Annotated in this window: 15 protein-coding genes; 7 read left to right on the forward strand and 8 right to left on the reverse strand. The window is 65.8% G+C overall.

The genetic code is table 11. The annotated features are described in order from the left end of the window. Positions 1 to 21: 21 nt before the first annotated feature. Entirely contained in the window at positions 22 to 690 is a 669-nt protein-coding gene (locus tag KVP70_RS21410; protein ID WP_217944235.1) for a tRNA-uridine aminocarboxypropyltransferase, read from the forward strand. Here KVP70_RS21410 and KVP70_RS21415 read toward each other — a convergent pair. The 3 genes from KVP70_RS21415 to KVP70_RS21425 are packed head-to-tail and all read right to left on the reverse strand — an operon-like array spanning position 673 to position 5971. Next, positions 673 to 3555, reverse strand: coding sequence for an Hsp70 family protein (locus KVP70_RS21415; RefSeq protein ID WP_217944237.1), 2883 nt, complete (start codon positions 3553 to 3555; stop codon positions 673 to 675). The two genes, KVP70_RS21410 and KVP70_RS21415, sit on opposite strands and share 18 nt — an antisense overlap. Positions 3556 to 3557: 2 nt before the next feature. Next, positions 3558 to 5402, reverse strand: a complete 1845-nt coding sequence (locus tag KVP70_RS21420; protein ID WP_217944238.1) for an Hsp70 family protein — start codon at positions 5400 to 5402, stop codon at positions 3558 to 3560. Next, on the reverse strand, positions 5399 to 5971 hold the full coding sequence (locus KVP70_RS21425) for a DUF2760 domain-containing protein (RefSeq protein ID WP_217944240.1): 573 nt from the start codon (positions 5969 to 5971) through the stop codon (positions 5399 to 5401). The genes KVP70_RS21420 and KVP70_RS21425 overlap by 4 nt, the downstream gene beginning before the upstream one ends. 230 nt (positions 5972 to 6201) lie before the next feature. Here KVP70_RS21425 and KVP70_RS21430 point away from each other — a divergent pair, with 230 nt between their 5' ends. Then, positions 6202 to 7359 (forward strand): PA0069 family radical SAM protein, encoded by a 1158-nt coding sequence (locus tag KVP70_RS21430; protein WP_217944241.1) that lies wholly within the window; start codon positions 6202 to 6204, stop codon positions 7357 to 7359. On the opposite strand, the gene KVP70_RS21435 is transcribed toward KVP70_RS21430, so the two are convergent. Further along, positions 7351 to 8034: an O-methyltransferase gene (locus tag KVP70_RS21435; RefSeq protein WP_217944243.1), complete on the reverse strand. Its 684-nt coding sequence runs from the start codon at positions 8032 to 8034 to the stop codon at positions 7351 to 7353. The genes KVP70_RS21430 and KVP70_RS21435 overlap by 9 nt on opposite strands. 78 nt (positions 8035 to 8112) lie before the next feature. Between KVP70_RS21435 and KVP70_RS21440 the strand changes: the two genes are divergently transcribed. Next, positions 8113 to 8739, forward strand: a complete 627-nt coding sequence (locus KVP70_RS21440; protein ID WP_217944245.1) for a TetR/AcrR family transcriptional regulator — start codon at positions 8113 to 8115, stop codon at positions 8737 to 8739. Between the two features lie 5 nt (positions 8740 to 8744). On the opposite strand, the gene KVP70_RS21445 is transcribed toward KVP70_RS21440, so the two are convergent. The 3 genes from KVP70_RS21445 to KVP70_RS21455 are packed head-to-tail and all read right to left on the reverse strand — an operon-like array spanning position 8745 to position 12496. Beyond that, positions 8745 to 10967, reverse strand: coding sequence for an alpha-galactosidase (locus KVP70_RS21445; protein WP_217944247.1), 2223 nt, complete (start codon positions 10965 to 10967; stop codon positions 8745 to 8747). 20 nt (positions 10968 to 10987) lie between these two features. Beyond that, a complete protein-coding gene (locus KVP70_RS21450; RefSeq protein ID WP_217944248.1) occupies positions 10988 to 11563 on the reverse strand; it encodes a gamma-glutamylcyclotransferase in 576 nt (191 codons plus the stop codon). 18 nt (positions 11564 to 11581) lie between these two features. Continuing rightward, the gene (locus KVP70_RS21455; protein WP_217944249.1) at positions 11582 to 12496 is read right to left on the reverse strand and encodes a LysR family transcriptional regulator; all 915 of its coding nucleotides are present in this window, start codon (positions 12494 to 12496) and stop codon (positions 11582 to 11584) included. Positions 12497 to 12585: 89 nt separating this feature from the next. Here KVP70_RS21455 and KVP70_RS21460 point away from each other — a divergent pair, with 89 nt between their 5' ends. The 4 genes from KVP70_RS21460 to maiA are packed head-to-tail and all read left to right on the forward strand — an operon-like array spanning position 12586 to position 16148. Further along, positions 12586 to 13122 carry a VOC family protein gene (locus tag KVP70_RS21460; protein ID WP_020702047.1) on the forward strand — a complete coding sequence of 179 codons (537 nt, stop codon included), beginning with the start codon at positions 12586 to 12588 and terminating at the stop codon, positions 13120 to 13122. After that, positions 13119 to 14141: a fumarylacetoacetate hydrolase family protein gene (locus KVP70_RS21465; RefSeq protein WP_217944250.1), complete on the forward strand. Its 1023-nt coding sequence runs from the start codon at positions 13119 to 13121 to the stop codon at positions 14139 to 14141. Before KVP70_RS21460 ends, KVP70_RS21465 begins: the two co-directional genes overlap by 4 nt. Positions 14142 to 14169: 28 nt before the next feature. Beyond that, the gene (locus KVP70_RS21470) at positions 14170 to 15507 is read left to right on the forward strand and encodes an MFS transporter (protein WP_217944251.1); all 1338 of its coding nucleotides are present in this window, start codon (positions 14170 to 14172) and stop codon (positions 15505 to 15507) included. Continuing rightward, complete coding sequence (maiA, locus tag KVP70_RS21475; RefSeq protein ID WP_217944252.1) at positions 15504 to 16148, forward strand: maleylacetoacetate isomerase; 645 nt, start codon at positions 15504 to 15506, stop codon at positions 16146 to 16148. Before KVP70_RS21470 ends, maiA begins: the two co-directional genes overlap by 4 nt. A gap of 12 nt (positions 16149 to 16160) precedes the next feature. Here the strand turns inward: maiA and KVP70_RS21480 are convergent, their stop codons facing one another. Continuing rightward, entirely contained in the window at positions 16161 to 18203 is a 2043-nt protein-coding gene (locus tag KVP70_RS21480) for a TonB-dependent receptor (RefSeq protein ID WP_217944253.1), read from the reverse strand. Positions 18204 to 18221: the final 18 nt, after the last annotated feature.

The raw sequence follows: 18221 nt of genomic DNA on the forward strand, positions 1-18221 counted from the left end.
CCTTCGGTACAATGGCGGCCTATGACGACCAGTACCGACGGCGGCGCCGCACCATCCATTCCACGTTCCACGCGCGCGCTCTGCGCTGCCTGCCTGCGTCCGCGGCAGACCTGCATCTGCCGCTGGGTTGCGGCGCTGCCGAACCAGGTTGAGGTGCTGATTCTTCAGCACCCGATAGAAGTGAACAATGCCAAGGGCAGCGCGCGCCTGCTGCATTTGAGCCTGGCCAGCAGCCGCCTGGAAGTGGGGGAGGCCTTCGAGCCGGAGCGCTTGCAGGCGCTGTTGTCGCAGGAGCGACGCAGCGTGCTGCTGTATCCCGACACGGCAGCCGATGAGTCGCTGGGCCTGGCCGCAGCGCAGCCGTTCGATGCGGACTGGTTGCGCGAACCGCAGCTTCTGCGGCTGGTGGTGCTGGACGGGACCTGGCGCAAAAGCCGCAAGATGCTGTACCTGAATCCTGCGCTGCAAAGCTTGCCGCGCCTGCCGCTGCGGGACACGCCGCCGTCGCACTACCTGATCCGCAAGGCGCACTTGCCTGACCAGCTGTCCACGCTGGAGGCCACGGTCTACGCGCTGGCCCAATTGGAAAACGATATAAACAAATTCAATCCGCTGATCGACGCCTTCGACGGCTTCGTGGCGCAGCAAGCTGGCTACGTTGCGCAGCCGCCGTCAGGCGATCAGCTTTAAGCCCGGCGGCAGGGCTTCGCCCAGCATGCGTTTTTCGTCGGCCTGATCGAGCTGCACCACCTCGTGCACCATCGCGCTCCAGTTGGCCGGCGCGCCAACGGCTGCAAGGCGCCGCAGGATTTCCGCCCGCAGCGTTGCGCCGATATCGCGGGTACGGTCGCCCGTCATGCGCGCCAGGTGGGTTGCGGCGAAACCGGCCGGCTCCACCTTCTTCCAGTCCAGTGACAGGATCGTGGCCAGCCATTGTTCGACGACGGCTGTTTCCACAACATCGTGCGCGCTGCCGTGGAAGGGCTGGCGCGCACCGACCCGGCTCAAGCCCCACAGGAAGCGCGCCTGCACCGCTTCGGCTTTGCCAACTTCGGCGGCGCCGCCACGGGTTTTGTTGGACGCGGCTTTGACGGCGGCCTTGGTCGCCGCTTCCAATTGACCCAGCATCCACGCGCCGATTTCGGCCTTGTAGTTGCCGGGTATGCGCTCCAGCGATGCACCCAGGCGCAGCATGTCTTCCTCGCTGCCGTTGACCAGCGTTTGCGGACGGCGTCCGCGTTCCTGTGCGTCGGCTTGCACGTTGAAGGCAAAATCGTCCAGCACGCGCAACTGCGCTTCCACACTCAGGCCGCCGGCTACTCGGCGCCATAACGTCCACCATTCGGCGCAGACCTGGCTGTCCTTGTGGTGCTGGATGCCGGTGTCGAACATGGCCCATAGCTGCTCGATGCGCCATTCGTCCAGCGTGTAGCCGAAGCCGGGGCGCAGGCAGTAACCGCCCAGGTTCAGCCACGCGCGTTCGTGTTCGGACGAGCGACGGCGGCCTTTGGCACGCTGCATCAGTGCGTCGAACAGGCGGCGCAGCAGCGGCGTGGCCCAGCTCTCGCGGCCGCCCAGCAGGTGTTCGAGCTGCGTGCGCAGCTGCTTGACTTCCTTGATGTCGACCTGCTGCGCGCGACTGCCGAAGATGCGGTCGATCTTGTCGATCGCGGCGTCGAAACCGGCCGGCATCGGCGCTTCCTTCGGCGCTGCTGCATCGGCTTCTCCATCATCGACGGCGGATTCGCCGCGCAGCTGGAACTCCAGCAACCAGCGCTGGGCGCCTTCGATGGCGACGCAGTGCACATCCAGCGTGCCGACTTCGCTCAGCGTGGCGGCCAGCTGCACCGGGATTTCCTTGCGGGTGTCGACGCTGCTGCTGTCGCGCAGCACGGTGGCGATCGGCGGCAGCTGGATGTATTCGTCGGCTTGCAGTTCGACCAGTTCGCCGGCTTGCGGCGGCGCGGCTTCGGATATTGACGAAGCCAGGTGGAAGCGTACCGGCCGGCCGAGGCGCAGCGCGAAGGTGCGGTCGGCCAGCAGGATCTCGCGGTTCTCGACGCTGCCGCGCGGCAGGATGCAGATTGCACGGCGCGGCTTGTCTTGGCGCGCTTCGTCGTCGAGCAGCAGGAAGTAGCTGCGCGGCGAACCACCGCCGATCACCGGCGCTTGTCCGGCCTGGCCCAGCGCGTAGGCGACGCCGCCGCGCGCCACCGCCACATCCGGATTGTCGTTGTGGAGAACCTGCAGCGGCTGTCCGCGCCAGTTGGCCAGCGTGGCCTCAAGGCGGCGGGCCAGCGCGTTGGCGCGGAACACTCCGCCGTTGAGCAGCAGCGTGTCGGGGATAGGGATGGCGGCGCTATCGTCCGCCGCGATGCCCAGCGCCTCGCGCGCGGCCGCCGCGTGCTGGCGCAGGAAGCTGGCGAGGTGGCGCGTGATCGCTGCGTCGCTGGCGTAGGGCAGGCCGAATTCGACGATGGCGCCACGGCCGCGCCGCGCGGGTTCCTGCGTTTCATTGAGAGGGAAGAAGCCATCCACCACCAACGCTGCGACTTCCTCGCGCGTCAGGTCGGCCGAGCGCGAACCGCCGATCAGGCGCGAGCCAGGGCCGAGCAGGGTGACGGTGGTGCGCTCCGGCGCATCGGCCGCCAACAGCAGCTCCTTCGCAGCCCTGCAGCGTTCGGCCAGTTGCGACAGGCTGCTGGCGGACAAACGTGCCGTAGCGCCGCCGGCATTCGACGCCATGCGCGACTCAACCAGATGCGCCAGCGCCAGGTCCATATTGTCGCCGCCGAGTATCAGGTGGTTGCCCACGCCGATGCGGCTGATTTGCGGTTGGCCTTCGATCATCTCGACTTTGATCAGACTGAAGTCGGTGGTGCCGCCGCCGACGTCGCACACCAGCACCAGGCGCGTGTCCGCCAGGTCCGTGGACAGCGTCGCGCGCTGGCGGAACAGCCAATCGTAGAAAGCTGCCTGCGGTTCCTCCAGCAAGCGCAGGCCAGGCAGGCCGGCCAAGCGCGCCGCCTCCAGCGTCAGCGCGCGCGCGACTTCGTCAAAGGACGCGGGTATCGTCAGCACCAGCTGTTGGTGTTCCAAAGGATGCGCAGGGAAGCGGGCGTTCCACGCCGCCCGCACATGCGCCAGGTACGACGCGCTGGCGGCCACCGGCGACACCTTGGCCACGTCGGCTTCCGCGCCCCACGGCAGTATCGGCGCCATGCGGTCCACCTGGGGATGCGACAACCAGCTCTTGGCGCTGGAGACCAGCCGCCCCGGCACCTGTGCGCCCAGCTTGCGCGCCAGGCGGCCGACCACCACTTGCGATAGGCCCGCGACATCGGCCGAGGACCACGGAAGTTGCAGGTCGCCGTCAGCCAGTTCGCCCTGCGCCGGGTGATAGCGCAGCGAAGGCAGCAGCGCACCGGCGCCGACTTCGCCGGGCGCCACCAACTGCTCGATCTCGAACAGGTGGATCTGCGTGCTGCCCGGCTCGGAATAAGCCAGCACCGTGTTGGTGGTGCCGAGATCGATGCTGACGACGTATTGACTCATGCTCAGGCGGCGCGTACGTCGAACTCCACCTTCCAGCGCTGGCCGTCGTTGGATACCGCCTGCAGCTCCAGCGTGCCCGACTCGGTCGCCATTGCGTGCAAGCGAACCTGCACCACGTCGCTGGTCTGGCGGCCTTCCGGCGACAGCGTCGCCTGAATCTCGTTCAACTCGATCAACTCATCGGCGCTCCAGAAGTCCAGCAGGTCGCCGATCTGGTCCTGGCGGCGCACCGACGAACCGAAGAAGCGGAACTGCACCGGCTCGCCGACCACCAGGCCGAACTCCTGGTTCGGCAGTTCGATCTCGCTGCCTTCCTCCATGCCGAACGGCGCCACGCACAGCGCCTGGATCGGCGGCTCCATGCCGGGGATGGCCGGCATCGAGGATTCGATCGCCACGTAATAGGAACGCGCCGTGCCGCCGCGAATTCGCACACCGCTACCGCGACGCACGTAGCTGTAGTAAGCCGCGCCGCGCGCCACCGCCAGGTCCAGGTCCGCGCCGTCCAGCATGCGCGCAGGCTCGGAGCCCTCCAGGTACAGCCAGTCGTTGATGGCGCCCATGATGCGCTGCGACAGCAACTCCGACTTGAACACGCCGCCGTTGAACAGCACCGCCGTCGGATGCAGGAAGGTCGCGTCGGCGGTTTGCTTGCCGACGTAGCCTTCCAGTTCGCTGGTCGCGTCCAGCTGGCGCGCCAGGAAGGCGGCCAGATGGCGCGTGATGCCCGCGTCCTGCGCATACGGCAGGCCAAGCTGCATCAGGCCCGAGCGCGTGCGCACCGCCGGACGTGCCGACGCTTCCACCTGCGGGAAGAAACCGTCGAGGATGAAGGTGGTCACTTCGTCGCGTGTCAGTTCGGTGCGGATCGAACCGCCGATCAGTTTCGAACCACGGCTCGGTACCACGATAGGCCAGGTGTCGACGCTGGCATCGGCCAGCAGCTTTTCCTTGGCGCTGCGGCAGCCGTAGGTCAGCGCGCGCATTTGCCAGGCGTCGAGCTGGGTGCCGTTGGCGGCCAGCTTGCGCGCCACCAGATGCGCCAGCGCCAGGTCCATATTGTCGCCGCCGAGCAGAATGTGGTCGCCCACCGCGATGCGGTGCGGTTCCAGCACGCCGTCGCGTTCCAGCACGGCGATCAGCGAGAAGTCGCTGGTGCCGCCGCCGACGTCCACCACCAGGATGATGTCGCCCGGCTTGACTTCCTTGCGCCAGCGGCCTTCGCTGCCCTGAATCCAGCTGTACAAGGCCGCTTGCGGCTCTTCCAGCAAAGTGAGGTTGGTGTAGCCGGCGGCGCGTGCCGCGTCGGCCGTCAATTCACGCGCGCCTGGGTCGAACGATGCGGGGATCGTCACCGTCACCGCCTGCTCGCCGAACGGCGCGTCAGGGTAGGCCTGCTCCCACGCCTTGCGCAGGTGCGTCAGGTAGCGGGTCGAGGCTTCCAGCGGCGAGACGCGCGACACTTCTTCCGGTGCGTCGTTCGGCAGCAGGGCGGAGCGGCGGTCGACGCCAGGATGGCTCAACCAGCTCTTGGCGCTGGAGACCAGGCGGATAGGCGTGGTGGCGCCACGGCTGCGCGCCATCTCGCCGGCGATGGCGGTCAGCTCTTCCGGCGACTGCTGCCATGGCAGGCTCAATTCGCCCGGCGCCAGTTCGTCCGCGTGCGGCAGGTAGAGGAAGGACGGCAGCAGCGGCAGTTCTTCCACCGTGCCCGGTGCGGTCAGCTGTGGAATGGCCAGTACGGCGTGCTGGGTCTTCTCGCCATCGCTGGCGGCCAGGTCCACATAGGACAGCGCGCTGTGCGTGGTGCCAAGGTCGATGCCGATGGCGTAGCGTGGATCGCTCATAATTCCACCTCCGCCGGCGCCAGGATGGCGGCATCGTGTGCTTCGGCCAGTTTCGGCAGGCGCACGTTGGAGGCGCGCCAGCCGCGATGGCTCAAGGCGCCGCGGAACGGCGCGCTGCCGACTACATTGCCGGTCAGGCGCACGGCGCTGGCGTCGAAGCCTTCTTCCAGCACCACGCGGCTGCCTTCGGCCTCGCTGCGCACCGCTTCGATGGTGAAGTGCTCGCGCAGCACTTTGCTGCAGCCTTCATGCACCACGCGCGCGGCGGCGCCGATGTCGGCGTCGGAATAGGCGCTCAGGTTCTCCTGCGTGAAGTCGATCAGGCGCGCTTCGCGCTGGAACAGGCTCAGAAGCTGCAAGGCGGCGTCCGGCGTGGCCACGCGCAGCGTCTGCGCTGGCGCTGGGGCAGGTGCTGGCGTTGCCACGGGAGCGGCGGCCGGCTGCGGCGCGTCGTCGATGCGGGTCAGGCGGGCGGCGTAGTCAGCGTCGGACAGGGCGCGGAAAAACGCGCCGATGGCGATGGAGATCCTGCTAAAAAACGACGGCAATGGTTGGGTCGAATTGTTCATATTGTTTGCTCGTATCGGGTGAGCCGGGACGCCGCATCGGCGACATCCTGGCGAGGTGTGGGTTGGGGGCGCGCGTGGCGCGGGGAAATTCCATCCCCCGGAACCCCGCATGATACCAGCTTGACCACTTGGTTCCCAAGAAGGCAAGCATGCACCTTTGATATTTCGCTTGATATCGTCATTTCAAGGGCATAGAATACTGTACATGTATACAGTAGTTTGGTGCCGCGATGTCTGACGATGAAAATAATCAAGAGCATGTGATGCTGCCGCCGCCGTCGCTGAAGGCGCAAAAAGGCCGTGGCGCGGTGTCGAACCTGCAAGGCCGGTTCGAGGTCCACGCCCGCGAGGCGTATGACGACGGCTGGGAGCGCGAAGAGGAGGAAGCCGCGCCCTGGAAGACGCAAGTCACGGACGAGCTCTGCAAATCCATCCTGAGCCGCAACGCCTCGCCGGACTTGCCGTTCAGCGTCTCGCTCAATCCCTACCGTGGTTGCGAGCACGGCTGTATTTATTGCTTCGCGCGGCCCACGCACAGCTATCTCGGCCTGTCGCCAGGCATGGACTTCGAGAGCAAGATCTTCGCCAAGGTCAACGCGCCGGAAGTGCTGCGGCGCGAACTGGCCAAGGCTGGCTACGAGCCGTCGTCGATCGCGCTGGGCGTCAACACCGACGCTTACCAGCCCTGCGAGCGCGAGCGCAAGCTCACGCGCCGCGTGCTGGAGGTGCTGCAGGAATGCCAGCACCCGGTCGGCCTGATCACCAAGTCCTCGCTGATCGAGCGCGATATCGACATCCTGTCGGCGATGGCGGCAAGGCAGCAGGCCGGCGTCGCCATCACGCTCACCACGCTGGACCCGGCCATCGCGCGCACGCTGGAGCCGCGCGCCGCCGCGCCGGCCCGCCGCCTGCGCACGATACGCACGCTGACCGACGCCGGCATCCCGGTCGCGGTCAGCGTCGCGCCCATCATTCCCTTCGTCACCGAGCCCGATCTGGAGCGCATCCTGGAGGCGGTGAAGGAGGCCGGCGCCGTCAGCGCGCACTACACGGTGCTGCGCCTGCCGTGGGAAGTGGCGCCGCTGTTCCACCAATGGCTGCAAGCGCATTTCCCGGAGCGGGCCCAGCGCGTGATGAACCGCGTGCGCGAAATGCGCGGCGGCAAAGACTACGACAGCAACTTCGGCGCCCGCATGAAGGGCGAGGGCGTGTGGGCCGAGCTGATACGCCAGCGCTTCAAGATCGCCACCGAACGCCTCGGGCTGACCGGGCGCGGCAGCCGCTTCCACAACATGGACGCGTCGCAGTTCACGCGTCCGCTGGTGGTGCCGCCGCTGGGCACGCGGGCCAAGGCGGCGGCCGATGCCGGTCAGCTGGACTTATTTTGAGGAGGCCACCACACCGATGTTGACGGACAGTTCGACATCTTCCGCGAACGGCAGGGACATGAACCCGGATGCAGGCGAGCGCACCAGCGCCATGTAGTCCGGATTCATGTCGGCGTTGTCCGCGATGACGAGCGCGCCCGGCCGCAACCGGCTGCGCACCAGGCCGAGGATCTCGGGGTAGAGCGCCTTGGCGCCGTCGAGCAGCAGCAGGTCGATCTGTTCCGGCAGATCGTTGGCCAGCGTTTCCAGCGCATCGCCGGCGCGGATGTCCACCAGGTCGAGCAGGCCGCCTTGCTGCAGGTGGTCGCGCGCCCGCGCCACCTTGGACGGCTCGAACTCGCTGGTGATCAGGTGGCCGCCGCCGTTGTCGCGCAAGGCAGCCGCCAGGTACAAGGTCGAGACGCCAAACGACGTCCCGAACTCGACGATGTTGCGGACACGGCAGCTGCGCGCCAGCATGTACAGCAGTTCGCCGGTCTGGCGCGACACCGGCAGCGGCACGTCCTTCAGTCGGTGGTAGAGGTTGAGGTATTCGGTCTTGCTGCGCAACAGGCGATCGCGCTCGTCCTTGGACAGTTCGGCGACGGCGGGAATCGCGGCGATCTGCACGGCGTCGGCTTCGTCAAACAGGCGGTCGAGCAGCGATGCCACGGGATGATTGGTCAGGGTTGTCATGGTGATTCCTTTCGAATGAAGAATGGATATAATATGAAGAATCCTTCATGTTTCATATTCGCATTCGGAACCACTCCCATGGCAGACCCCGCAAAAGCCGCTATCTCCTCGCGCAGGAAGCCCAAACAGGCGCGCTCGGCCGACCTGGTTTCTGCGATTCTCGAAGCGGCTATTCAGGTTTTGGCGAAGGAGGGCGTGCGCCGCTTCACCACCACGCGGGTGGCGGAGCGTGCCGGCGTGAGCGTGGGATCGGTGTACCAGTACTTTCCGAACAAGGCGTCCATCCTGTTCAGGCTGCAGGCGGATGAGTGGCGGGAAACGACGGAGATGCTGGTCAACATCCTGCAAGACACGCAGAAGCCACCGCTGGAACGGCTGCGCCTGCTAGTCCATGCCTTCCTGCGCTCGGAGTGCGACGAGGCCGAGGTTCGGACCGCGCTCAACGATGCGGCCCCGTTCTACCGCGACACGCCCGAAGCGCATGAGACGCGCTCGACCGCCGACCGCATCATCGAGGTCTTCATGCACGAGGCCCTGCCAACAGCGCCGGCCAGCGTGCGCACACTGGCCGGCGATCTGGTCATGACGACCTTCAGCTCGGTTGGCAAACAGTTCTCCGAAACGCCGCGCACGGAGCAGGAGATACATAGCTACTCGGAAGCGCTGGCCGACATGCTGTGCTCCTACCTCGCCAGCCTGAACTAGCGGTTTCAAACCCCATCCAGCACAAAGCCGGCAGCCTGGAAATCCCCTTCCAACACGACATCGATCCCGCGCCCCATCCAGTAAGCGCCGCTGGCACGTTGCGGCGTCTGCGCTGTCGCGCTGCCGGAAATCGCCCGGAGCGCATAGTTCCGCTGCGGATCGAGCCCGCGCAGCTGGATGCGCGGCTGCGGATCGCGCCTGCCGCTGGAGTGCAGGAACGCGAACAGCACGGCCTGCTTGCCATCCTGCGCCACGGACAGCGTGGCCGAGCGCGCCGCTCCGCGCTGCGGCGACACCAGACGGTACAGGTTCCCCCGCTGCACCGTCGAGCGGATCGTCTTGTATTCCGCGACCAGGCGCTTCGCTTTCGTGAAATCCTCTTCCTGCCAGTGATTCAGATTGGCGCCGATACCCAGCGCACCCTGCATCGACGACAGGAAGCGGTATTCCAGCGACGTGACGCGCTTGTTGAGGTAGTTCGGCGCATCGGTCACCCAGGCCATCATGATCCCCGGCGCATAGGCGTGGCTGAAGCCGTCCTGGATCAGCAGCCGGTCGAAGGGATCGGTATTGTCGGATGTCCACACCTGGTCGGTCAGCGCCATGATGCCGAGGTCCACGCGACCGCCCCCGCTGGCGCAGGATTCGATCTCGAGCTTCGGGTGGCGCCGGCGCAGTTCGGCCAGCAGCTTGTACAGGTTCTCCACGTAGCTGACATACAGCTTCTGCTGCTCGCCGGGAGCCGCCTCCGGCCAGCCAGGCTCCGACCACGCGCGGTTGTGGTCCCACTTGAGGAAGGCGATGTCATGCTCCACGAGGAGCTTGTCGAGCACGGTCAACAAGTGCTCGTACACATCCTTGCGCGCCAGGTTCAGCACCAGCTGGTTGCGTGCCTCGCTGCGCGGCCGGCCCTTGAAGTTGATGACCCAGTCCGGGTGGGCGCGATACAAATCGCTGTCCGGATTGACCATCTCCGGCTCCACCCACAGCCCGAACTCCATGCCGAGCGCATTGACCCGCCTGATCAACGGCGCCAGTCCGTTCGGGAATTTTTGCCGGTTGACGACCCAGTCGCCCAGGCCGGCCTTGTCGCTGTTGCGTGCGCCGAACCAGCCATCGTCGACAACGAAACGTTCGACGCCGATGCTTGCCGCCTTCTCGGCCAGCGCCACCTGTCCCGCTTCGTCGACGGCGAAAGTGGTCGCTTCCCACGAATTGTAGAGAATGGGACGCAGCCGCGGCTGCGGCGCGCCAGGCAGGATGCGTTCGCGCTGGTAGCGGTGGAACAGGCGCGACGCGCCGCCGAAGCCGCCCTCCGAATACCCGACGTGAAACACGGGCGAGGCCAGGCTCTCCCCCGGCTTCAGGCGATAGGCGAAGTCGAAAGGATTGTAGCCGGCGGTCGTACGGACGCCGCCCAGCGCATCCATATCCACATGGATGCGCCAGGAGCCGCTCCATCCCAGCGCACCGAACCACACGGGGCCGGATTCCTCTTCCGTGCCGGCATGGCTGATCGCGATCCAGGGATTGGCCTGGTGGGAGGTAACGCCCTTGCGGCTTTCAATCACGATGGAGCCCGGCTCGATCGGGCGCGTCTGCAAGGCAAATTCGCCGCCCCAGCGTCCCGTGAGGTAGGAAAGGCGGTAGTCATCCCTGTATGGCAGGCTGATGCTCGCAGCCGCCAGCTGGTCGAGCTGGATCCAGCTGGCCGTGCGGTTTTCCACCACGGCCGAGCGGGCCAGGATGCCTGTCGTCGCATCCATTGCATACGTGAGGGTCACGTGCACGGCGCGGCTGGCGTCTTTCATCCGCACCACGATGCGGTCCTTGTCGAGCTGGTGGTTCACGTAGCGCAAGACGAGGTCGCGCACGCCGTCCGGGAACGTCACCTTCAGGGCCGGTTCCACGGTCAGGCCGCCGCCAAAGCCCGGATATTCAAACGGCGTGATCGTGACCGGCATTTCATTCGAGGAGTTTTCGGGCACTGGCACAGGCGCCGCCAGCCTGTCCGCGCCCGACAAGGCGCTGCCCCAGTACATCGACTGCAACTGCCCGTCGCTGTTGACGCCGAACGCGTAGGTGACGCCCGCGCCATCGAGCCGGAAGACCCTGGTGGCTTCGTCCGCGGAAGGCTGGGCCTTGACGGAGCCATCGAGCGCGATACCGGCGAGGCCGCCGAGCAGTTGCATGCAGAGGGTGCGGCGGCGCTGGTCGATATGGCTCATAGGGTGTGGACTCGCGATCGTTATGGTTGGTGGTTGTTCAGCGCGGCCAGATGGCGTTCGATCTCGAACACATGCTGGTCATGACGGCCCAGTTCGCGCAGCGCGTGGGCCAGATGGTTGAGGTAGTCGCTGTTCGGCCCGCTGGGCCCGGTGGAGCGGGCGATATGCTGCGCAATCTCCTGCTCGGAGGCGGCGCCGAGGAAGGCCGTGTTGTCCGGCGTGGCGATGTAGACCAGGCCGTCGACGCTGTCGCCGTCATCAAACGCGATGGCGATCGCCAGCCGCAGGTAGCCGTTCTTCTCGCGATGATCGAGGTGCGCGAACACTTCCGGCGTCACCAGGTAGGCCATGCCGTGGCACACTGCGCCGGGCTCTTCGATGATGGTCACCACCCGGCCCGGCGCCTCCGGCGTGCCGCGATGGTCGTGCGAGCCTTGCCAGAAGCGCCGCGTCCAGTTGGCGATGCTGGCCGGGCGGCGTTCGAGGTAGGGGAAGTCGGCCTTGTAAATCAGTGAGCCGTAGCCGAACAGCCAAACACTGTGGAGGCCGTCGAACTGGTCCATCTTCTGATTGATGGCGATGGTGTCTGCTGTCATAAGTCAATTATAAAACGTTCAGCCCTGCGGCACATTCCACTGATGCGCCGCTGCAAATTCCTGCAGGAAGGCGACGAAACTCTCGGCCGCAGGGGACAGCGCCCGCGCGTTGCGCGTGTAGACGAAGAAACGCCGCGTCAGCGCTGGCGATTCCAGCGGCCGCATCTGCAAGCCATACAGCTGCACCATTTTTTCCGCATACGGCAGGCACACCGTGATGCCCAGCCGCGCGTGCACCATGGCCAGCGCGGTGGTCATGAAGGTCACCTCGTTGTACGGACTCAGCGACTGCTCGCGGAACGACGCGTGCATGTCGCGCAACAGCCGTTCGGTGAACTGGCCCTGCAAGGAAATCAAGGGAAACTCGTTGGCGTCGGCCCAGGTGATGCGCTTGCGCCGCTCCAGCGGATGGCCGGGCGGATACACCACCACGAACGGCATCTCGAACAGCGGCTGCGCTTCGATCTCGGCGGTGGTGTCGCGGTCCGGGCCGATGCCGAAGTCGGCCTCGCCGCTGAACACCCGCGCCGACACCATCTCGACCGGGCTATCGGCCAGCCATACCTGCACATCTGGATAGCGCGCCTTGTAGGCCGCGATCACCTCCGGTATTAGCGTGCAGGACAGCATCTGCGGCGCCGCCACCCGCACCGAACCCTGCTTGAGCGCCTTGCGGCTGGCGATGTCGGCCATGGCGCGGTCCAGGTCTTGCAGCATCTTCTCGAACAGTGGCGTGAGCTCGCGGCCGATCTCCGACAGCTGCGCCTTGCGCGTGGTACGCTCGACGACGCGCACCCCCAGCATCTGCTCCAGCTCCTTGATCTGCCCGCTGAGCGCGGATTGGGTCACATTGAGATGCTCGGCGGCCAGCGTAAAGCTGCCGGTTTTGGCGAGCGCCACCAGGGCGCGCATCTGGCGCAAACTAGGATTCATCGGGAAATCTGATAAGTGGGCTGGAAAATATCGTTTGTATGATATCTGAAATTCGCATTTAATGCGGAATGACTCAGTTGGAGACAAATATGAAAATCAAGCAAATACACCACGTGGCCTACCGCTGCATCGACGCCAAGCAGACCGTCGAGTGGTACGTCAAACACCTGAACATGGACTTCGTGCTGGCCATCGCCGAAGACGAAGTGCCGTCCACCAAGGCCCCGGACCCGTACATGCACGTGTTCCTGGACGCCGGCCACGGCAACGTGCTGGCCTTCTTCGAGCTGCCGACCCAGGCGCCGATGGACCGCGACCACAACACCCCGGCCTGGGTGCAGCACCTGGCGATGGAAGTCGAGACCATGGACGAACTGCTGGCCGCCAAGGAGCGCCTGGTCGCCGCCGGCATCAGCGTGATCGGCCCGATCAACCACACCATCTTCAAATCGATCTACTTCTTCGACCCGAACGGCCACCGCCTCGAACTGGCGGTCAACACCGGCACGCCGGAGATGATGCAGCGCCTGGACGCCGTCAAATGGGAGATGCTGGAAGAGTGGTCGCAGACCCGTAAGGCGCCCAAGCACGCCGCCTGGATGCACGCACCGGAGGTGAAGGCATGAAGCTCGCAACCCTGAAAGATGGCAGCCGCGATGGCCGCCTGGTGGTGGTCAGCCGCGACCTGTCGCGCTACCAGCACGTACCGAAAATCTCCGCCACGCTGCAGCACGCGCTGGACAACTGGGACCTGGTGTCGCCAGCCCTGGAGCAGGTCTATGCCTCGCTGAACGCAGGCGACGCCATCGACACCCATCCGTTCGACCAGCAGTACTGCCACTCGCCGCTGCCGCGCGCCTACCAATGGGCCGACGGCTCGGCCTACATCAACCACGTTGAACTGGTGCGCAAGGCGCGCAACGCCGAAGTGCCGGCCTCCTTCTACACCGACCCGCTGATGTACCAGGGCGGCTCGGACAGTTTCATCGGCCCGCGCGATCCGATCTTCGCGCTGTCGGAAGAATGGGGCATCGACCTGGAAGCCGAAGTGGGCGTCATCACCGGCGACGTGCGCATGGGCGCCAGCACCGGCGACTGCGCGAAAGCGATTCGCCTGGTCATGCTGGTCAACGACGTTTCGCTGCGCAACCTGATCCCGAACGAACTGGCCAAGGGCTTCGGCTTCTTCCAGTCGAAGGCCGCCAGCGCCTTCTCGCCGGTGGCCGTCACGCCGGACGAACTGGGCGCGCACTGGGCCGACACCAAGCTGCACCTGCCGCTGCTGGTCGATTTGAACAAGCAGCCCTTCGGCAAGCCGAACGCCGGCGAAGACATGACCTTCAACTTCGCGCAACTGGTGGCGCACGCCGCCGCTACGCGTGAGCTGGCGGCTGGCACCATCATCGGTTCCGGCACGGTGTCGAACAAGCAGGGCAACCTGCACGGATCGAGCATCGCCAACGGCGGCGTGGGCTACTGCTGCCTGGCCGAAGTGCGCATGTACGAGACCATCGAAAGCGGCAAGCCGCAGACCGCCTTCCTCAAGTTCGGCGACAGCGTGCGCATCGAGATGAAGGACGAGCAGGGCGCCAGCATCTTCGGCGCCATCGAGCAAACCGTCACGCACTACCAAGAGCGCAGCTAAGGCGCCGGCGAGGCAGGAGGAGACAAGCATGGAACAAGCAGTAGATATCCCCGCACTCATCGACAAGAACAAGATCAGCGCTTTCCAGATCGGCGTCTATGTGCTGTGCGGCCTGTGCATCCTGATGGACGGCTTCGACGTGCAGGCGATGGGTTACGTGGCGCCGGCCATCATCCAGGAATGGCACGTCAGCAAAGCCAGCCTCGGGCCGGTGTTTGGCGCGGGCCTGTTCGGCATGCTGGCCGGGTCGCTGGTGTTCAGCGTGATGGCCGACAAAATCGGCCGCCGTCCGGTGCTGATCGTCGCCACCATGTTCTTCTCGGTCTGCATGCTGCTTACGCCGTCGTGCACCACGCTGGAGCAGTTGCAGTGGCTGCGCTTCGTCACAGGCATAGGCTTGGGCGCCATCATGCCCAACGTGATGGCGCTGGCGGGCGAGTACAGCCCTGCGCGACGCCGCGTCACGCTGATGATGCTGGTCTCCTGCGGCTTCACCGTGGGCGCCGTGGTCGGCGGCCTGGCTTCGGCCGCGCTGATACCGTCGTTCGGCTGGCAGTCGGTGTTCTATGTCGGCGGGGTGATGCCGCTGGCGATCGGCGTGCTGATGATCTTCATGCTGCCGGAGTCGATGCAGTACGTGGTCCTGAGCGGCAAGCGCGTCGAGCGTGTGGCGCAGTGGCTGCGCCGTATCGATCCATCGTCCACCGTGCACGCGGGCAGCCGCTACCTGGTGCACGAGAAGGCCGGCAAGCGCGGTTCGGTGACGGAGCTGTTCCGCGAAGGCCGCGCGCGCACCACCGTGCTGCTTTGGCTGGTCAACTTCCTCAACCTGCTCAACCTGTACTTTTTATCGAACTGGCTCCCGACCATCCTCAAGGGCGCCGGCCTGTCGACCAGCATGGCCGTATTGGCCGGTACCATTCTGCCGATTGGCGGCACCATCGGCACGCTGATGATGGGTCAACTGATCGACCGTTCCAGCTTCCGCCGCGTGCTGATACCCGGCTTCCTGGTGGCCGCCGTGGCGATCATGCTGATCGGCCGTCCGGAAGCGTCGCTGGCCTTCCTGTGCCTGGCGATTCTGGTGGCCGGCTTCTGCATCGTCGGCGGCCAGCCCGCCGTCAATGCATTGGCGGCCAACTACTATCCGACCACGTTGCGCTCCACCGGTATCGGCTGGAGCCTGGGCGTGGGGCGGGTCGGCTCCATCATCGGCCCGGTGCTGGGCGGTGAACTGATACGCATGAACTGGCCGAACAGCACCATCTTCATCATCGCCGCCGTGCCGGCGCTGCTGTCCGCCGCCATGCTGTGGATGATGGAGCGTCCGCAGGCAGCCCCAATTCTTGAACGAGATTTTGTATGAAGCTTTATACCTACTTCCGCAGTACCGCCGCCTACCGCGTGCGCATTGCGCTGAACCTGAAAGGCCTGGCCTACGATGCCATGCCGGTGCACCTGCTGCGCGACGGCGGCGAACAGCTGGCCGAATCCTATCGCGCGCTCAATCCATCGGCGCTGCTGCCGACGCTGGACGACGACGGCAGCGTGATTGGCCAGTCGCTGGCCATCATCGAATACCTGGAGGAGACGCGTCCGCAAGTGCCGCTGCTGCCCGCCGTCGCGGCCGACCGCGCCCGCGTGCGCGCGCTGGCGCTGACGGTGGCTGCGGACACTCACCCGCTGGGCAACCTGCGCGTGCTGAAGTACTTGAAGGGGCAGTTGAAGGTGACCGAGGAAGTCAAGGTGGAATGGCAGCAGCACTGGCTGCGCACCGGCATGGCGACGCTGGAGCGCCTGCTGGCCGACGATGCGCGCACTGGCCGCTACTGCCACGGCGACACGCCGACGCTGGCCGACTGCTGCCTGGTGCCGCAGGTCTTCGGCGCCCAGCGCTTCGGAGTCGACCTGGCGCCGTACCCGACCATCATGCGCATCTTCGAGGCCTGCGCCGAGCTGCCCGCCTTCCAGCAGGCGCACCCGTCGCAGCAGCCGGACGCCGAGTAGGCGCCGGCGGAATCAGAACCGGCTGGTCAGCGTCACGCTCGCGTTGCGCGGCGCGCCCGGCTGGATCTGCACGTTGTTGATGGCCGATTCGTAGAAGCGCGCATTGCCGACGTTATTCAACTTGAACCGCACGTCGTAGCGCTTGCCGCGATAGCCCAGCGCCGCGTCAACGCGGCCGTAGCCGGGCAGACGCACGGCATTGTCGGACAGCGCGAACTGGCTGCCGCTGAACAGCACGCCCAGGCCCGCGTTCCACGCTCCGCCCAGTTCCTGGTCCACCCAAAGCGAGGCGCGATGACGCGGCGTCATCTCCGCCCGGTTGCCCCTCGGGATATCGTTGGACGCCACGACGCGCGCATCGTTGTAGGTATAGGACGCGTTCAAGCGTCCGCCTTGCCACAGCGCGCCTTGCAGTTCCAGCTCCACGCCCTGGTTGCGTTGCTTGCCGACTTGTAGCTGGCGCAGGCCGGCGGCATCGGTGGGGTCCAGCGTCAACTGGTTGCGCTGCTCGATGCGGAACAGCGCGGCGGTGGTGTAGAAGCGGCCGCCCATCCAATCCTGCTTGTAGCCCACTTCCTGCAAATCCGTCTGCAAGGGCTTGACCTGCGACAGCGGCGTGCTGCCGGTGTAAAGCAGGTCGCCGCCGCCCGGCTGCGACGAGCGGCTCAGGTTCAGGTACCACGATTGTCCGTCCAGCGGCTGGTACACCAGCCCCGCGCGCGGCGAGACGACGTTGTCGGTACGTTCGCTGAATACTTTGCTCAGGCGATTGGTTTGCTCCTGCTGGAAGCGGTCGTAGCGCACTCCCGCCAGCGCCTTCCACTGCGGTGCGATAGTGATCTGGTCCTGCAGGTACAGCGCCTGCGTCTTGGCAGTGAATGCGTTGTTCAGCGCGATCGGCAGGGCGCCCAAGTTAGGCGCCGGCAGCACGTGCTGCGGCGCGTACAGGCTTACCGGATAGGCGATGCCGGTCTGCGCGGTGATGACGTCGCGCTTCTGGTCCGACAGCTCCAGCCCGACCAGCAACGCATGCCGGTCCAGCGTGTACGCCAACTCGGTTTGATTGATCAGGTTACGCTGCGTCTGCGGGAAGTAAGTGATCTGGCGCGACACGGTGTTGTCGGCGTTGACGCGGCGGTTGCGGGTGTTCACGCCTTCAAGTTCGGTGCGGCTGTACTGGAAGGTGTTCTCCAGTTTCAGGCGGTCGTTGAAGCGGTGTTCCAGCTTCGCCTTCGCCATGTCGCTGTCGGTGCTGGTGTAGTCATAACTTTCGCCGTAATAGGTGGAAGGCGACACCGCGACCGGGCGGCCCGCCAGCGACGGCACGCCGCGATCCGGCGTGCGGTCTTCGCGCTGCACCTCGGCTTGCAGCAGCAGCGTAGTGGCCGGCGACAGCGCAAACTTCAGCGAGGGCGCCAGCAGCTTGCGCGTGTGTTCGACCACGTCGCGATAGCTGTCGCCGGTGTCGTACACGGCGATCAGGCGGCCGTTGATGCCGCCGCCCAGGGCGCCGCCGGCGTCGACGCTGACGCGCCGTTCGTTGTCCGATCCCAGCGTGGCGGAGACCTCGGTTTCCTGTTGGGCGCGCGGTTGCTTGCTGACGCGGTTGATCAGGCCACCGGCCGAACCGCGGCCATACAGCGCCGCCGCCGCGCCCTTGATCACTTCTATCTTCTCCACCGTCGCCAGGTCGCGCGAATACAGCGTGTCGTCGCGCACGCCATCGAGGCTGGTGTCGCGCAGCGAGTAGAAGCCGCGAATGTAGAATTCATCGCGCCGGCCTTCGCCCTGGCCAGCGACCACGCTGCTAACGTAGTCCAGCGCATCCTTGCTGGTCAGCGCGGCGCGGTTGCGCAGATTCTCCGCGGTGACCACGCTGACCGATTGCGGCGCGTCGAGCAGACTGCCAGGGGCCTTGGTGCCGCCGACGGTTGCGGCCAGGCCGTCGCTGGAGCCCATCACGGTCACCAGCTGCATGGTTTGGATGTCGTCCGCCTGGGCCGAGAAAACGAAGCCTGCCAACAGCAGGGGGAGTGGTTTGAGAACTGTTTTCATTGTTTTGAAGTGCTGTCG

Origin of the sequence: Duganella violaceipulchra, assembly GCF_019166075.1 — a bacterium.
In the GTDB taxonomy this organism is placed as follows: domain Bacteria; phylum Pseudomonadota; class Gammaproteobacteria; order Burkholderiales; family Burkholderiaceae_D; genus Rugamonas; species Rugamonas violaceipulchra.

Excerpts from the sequence above, each read along its gene's own strand:
- KVP70_RS21410 (WP_217944235.1), top strand. The coding sequence starts at position 22 with ATGACGACCAGTACCGACGGCGGCGCCGCACCATCCATTCCACGTTCC.
- KVP70_RS21415 (WP_217944237.1), bottom strand. The coding sequence starts at position 3,555 with ATGAGTCAATACGTCGTCAGCATCGATCTCGGCACCACCAACACGGTG.
- KVP70_RS21420 (WP_217944238.1), bottom strand. The coding sequence starts at position 5,402 with ATGAGCGATCCACGCTACGCCATCGGCATCGACCTTGGCACCACGCAC.
- KVP70_RS21425 (WP_217944240.1), bottom strand. The coding sequence starts at position 5,971 with ATGAACAATTCGACCCAACCATTGCCGTCGTTTTTTAGCAGGATCTCC.
- KVP70_RS21430 (WP_217944241.1), top strand. The coding sequence starts at position 6,202 with ATGTCTGACGATGAAAATAATCAAGAGCATGTGATGCTGCCGCCGCCG.
- KVP70_RS21435 (WP_217944243.1), bottom strand. The coding sequence starts at position 8,034 with ATGACAACCCTGACCAATCATCCCGTGGCATCGCTGCTCGACCGCCTG.
- KVP70_RS21440 (WP_217944245.1), top strand. The coding sequence starts at position 8,113 with ATGGCAGACCCCGCAAAAGCCGCTATCTCCTCGCGCAGGAAGCCCAAA.
- KVP70_RS21445 (WP_217944247.1), bottom strand. The coding sequence starts at position 10,967 with ATGAGCCATATCGACCAGCGCCGCCGCACCCTCTGCATGCAACTGCTC.
- KVP70_RS21450 (WP_217944248.1), bottom strand. The coding sequence starts at position 11,563 with ATGACAGCAGACACCATCGCCATCAATCAGAAGATGGACCAGTTCGAC.
- KVP70_RS21455 (WP_217944249.1), bottom strand. The coding sequence starts at position 12,496 with ATGAATCCTAGTTTGCGCCAGATGCGCGCCCTGGTGGCGCTCGCCAAA.
- KVP70_RS21460 (WP_020702047.1), top strand. The coding sequence starts at position 12,586 with ATGAAAATCAAGCAAATACACCACGTGGCCTACCGCTGCATCGACGCC.
- KVP70_RS21465 (WP_217944250.1), top strand. The coding sequence starts at position 13,119 with ATGAAGCTCGCAACCCTGAAAGATGGCAGCCGCGATGGCCGCCTGGTG.
- KVP70_RS21470 (WP_217944251.1), top strand. The coding sequence starts at position 14,170 with ATGGAACAAGCAGTAGATATCCCCGCACTCATCGACAAGAACAAGATC.
- maiA (WP_217944252.1), top strand. The coding sequence starts at position 15,504 with ATGAAGCTTTATACCTACTTCCGCAGTACCGCCGCCTACCGCGTGCGC.
- KVP70_RS21480 (WP_217944253.1), bottom strand. The coding sequence starts at position 18,203 with ATGAAAACAGTTCTCAAACCACTCCCCCTGCTGTTGGCAGGCTTCGTT.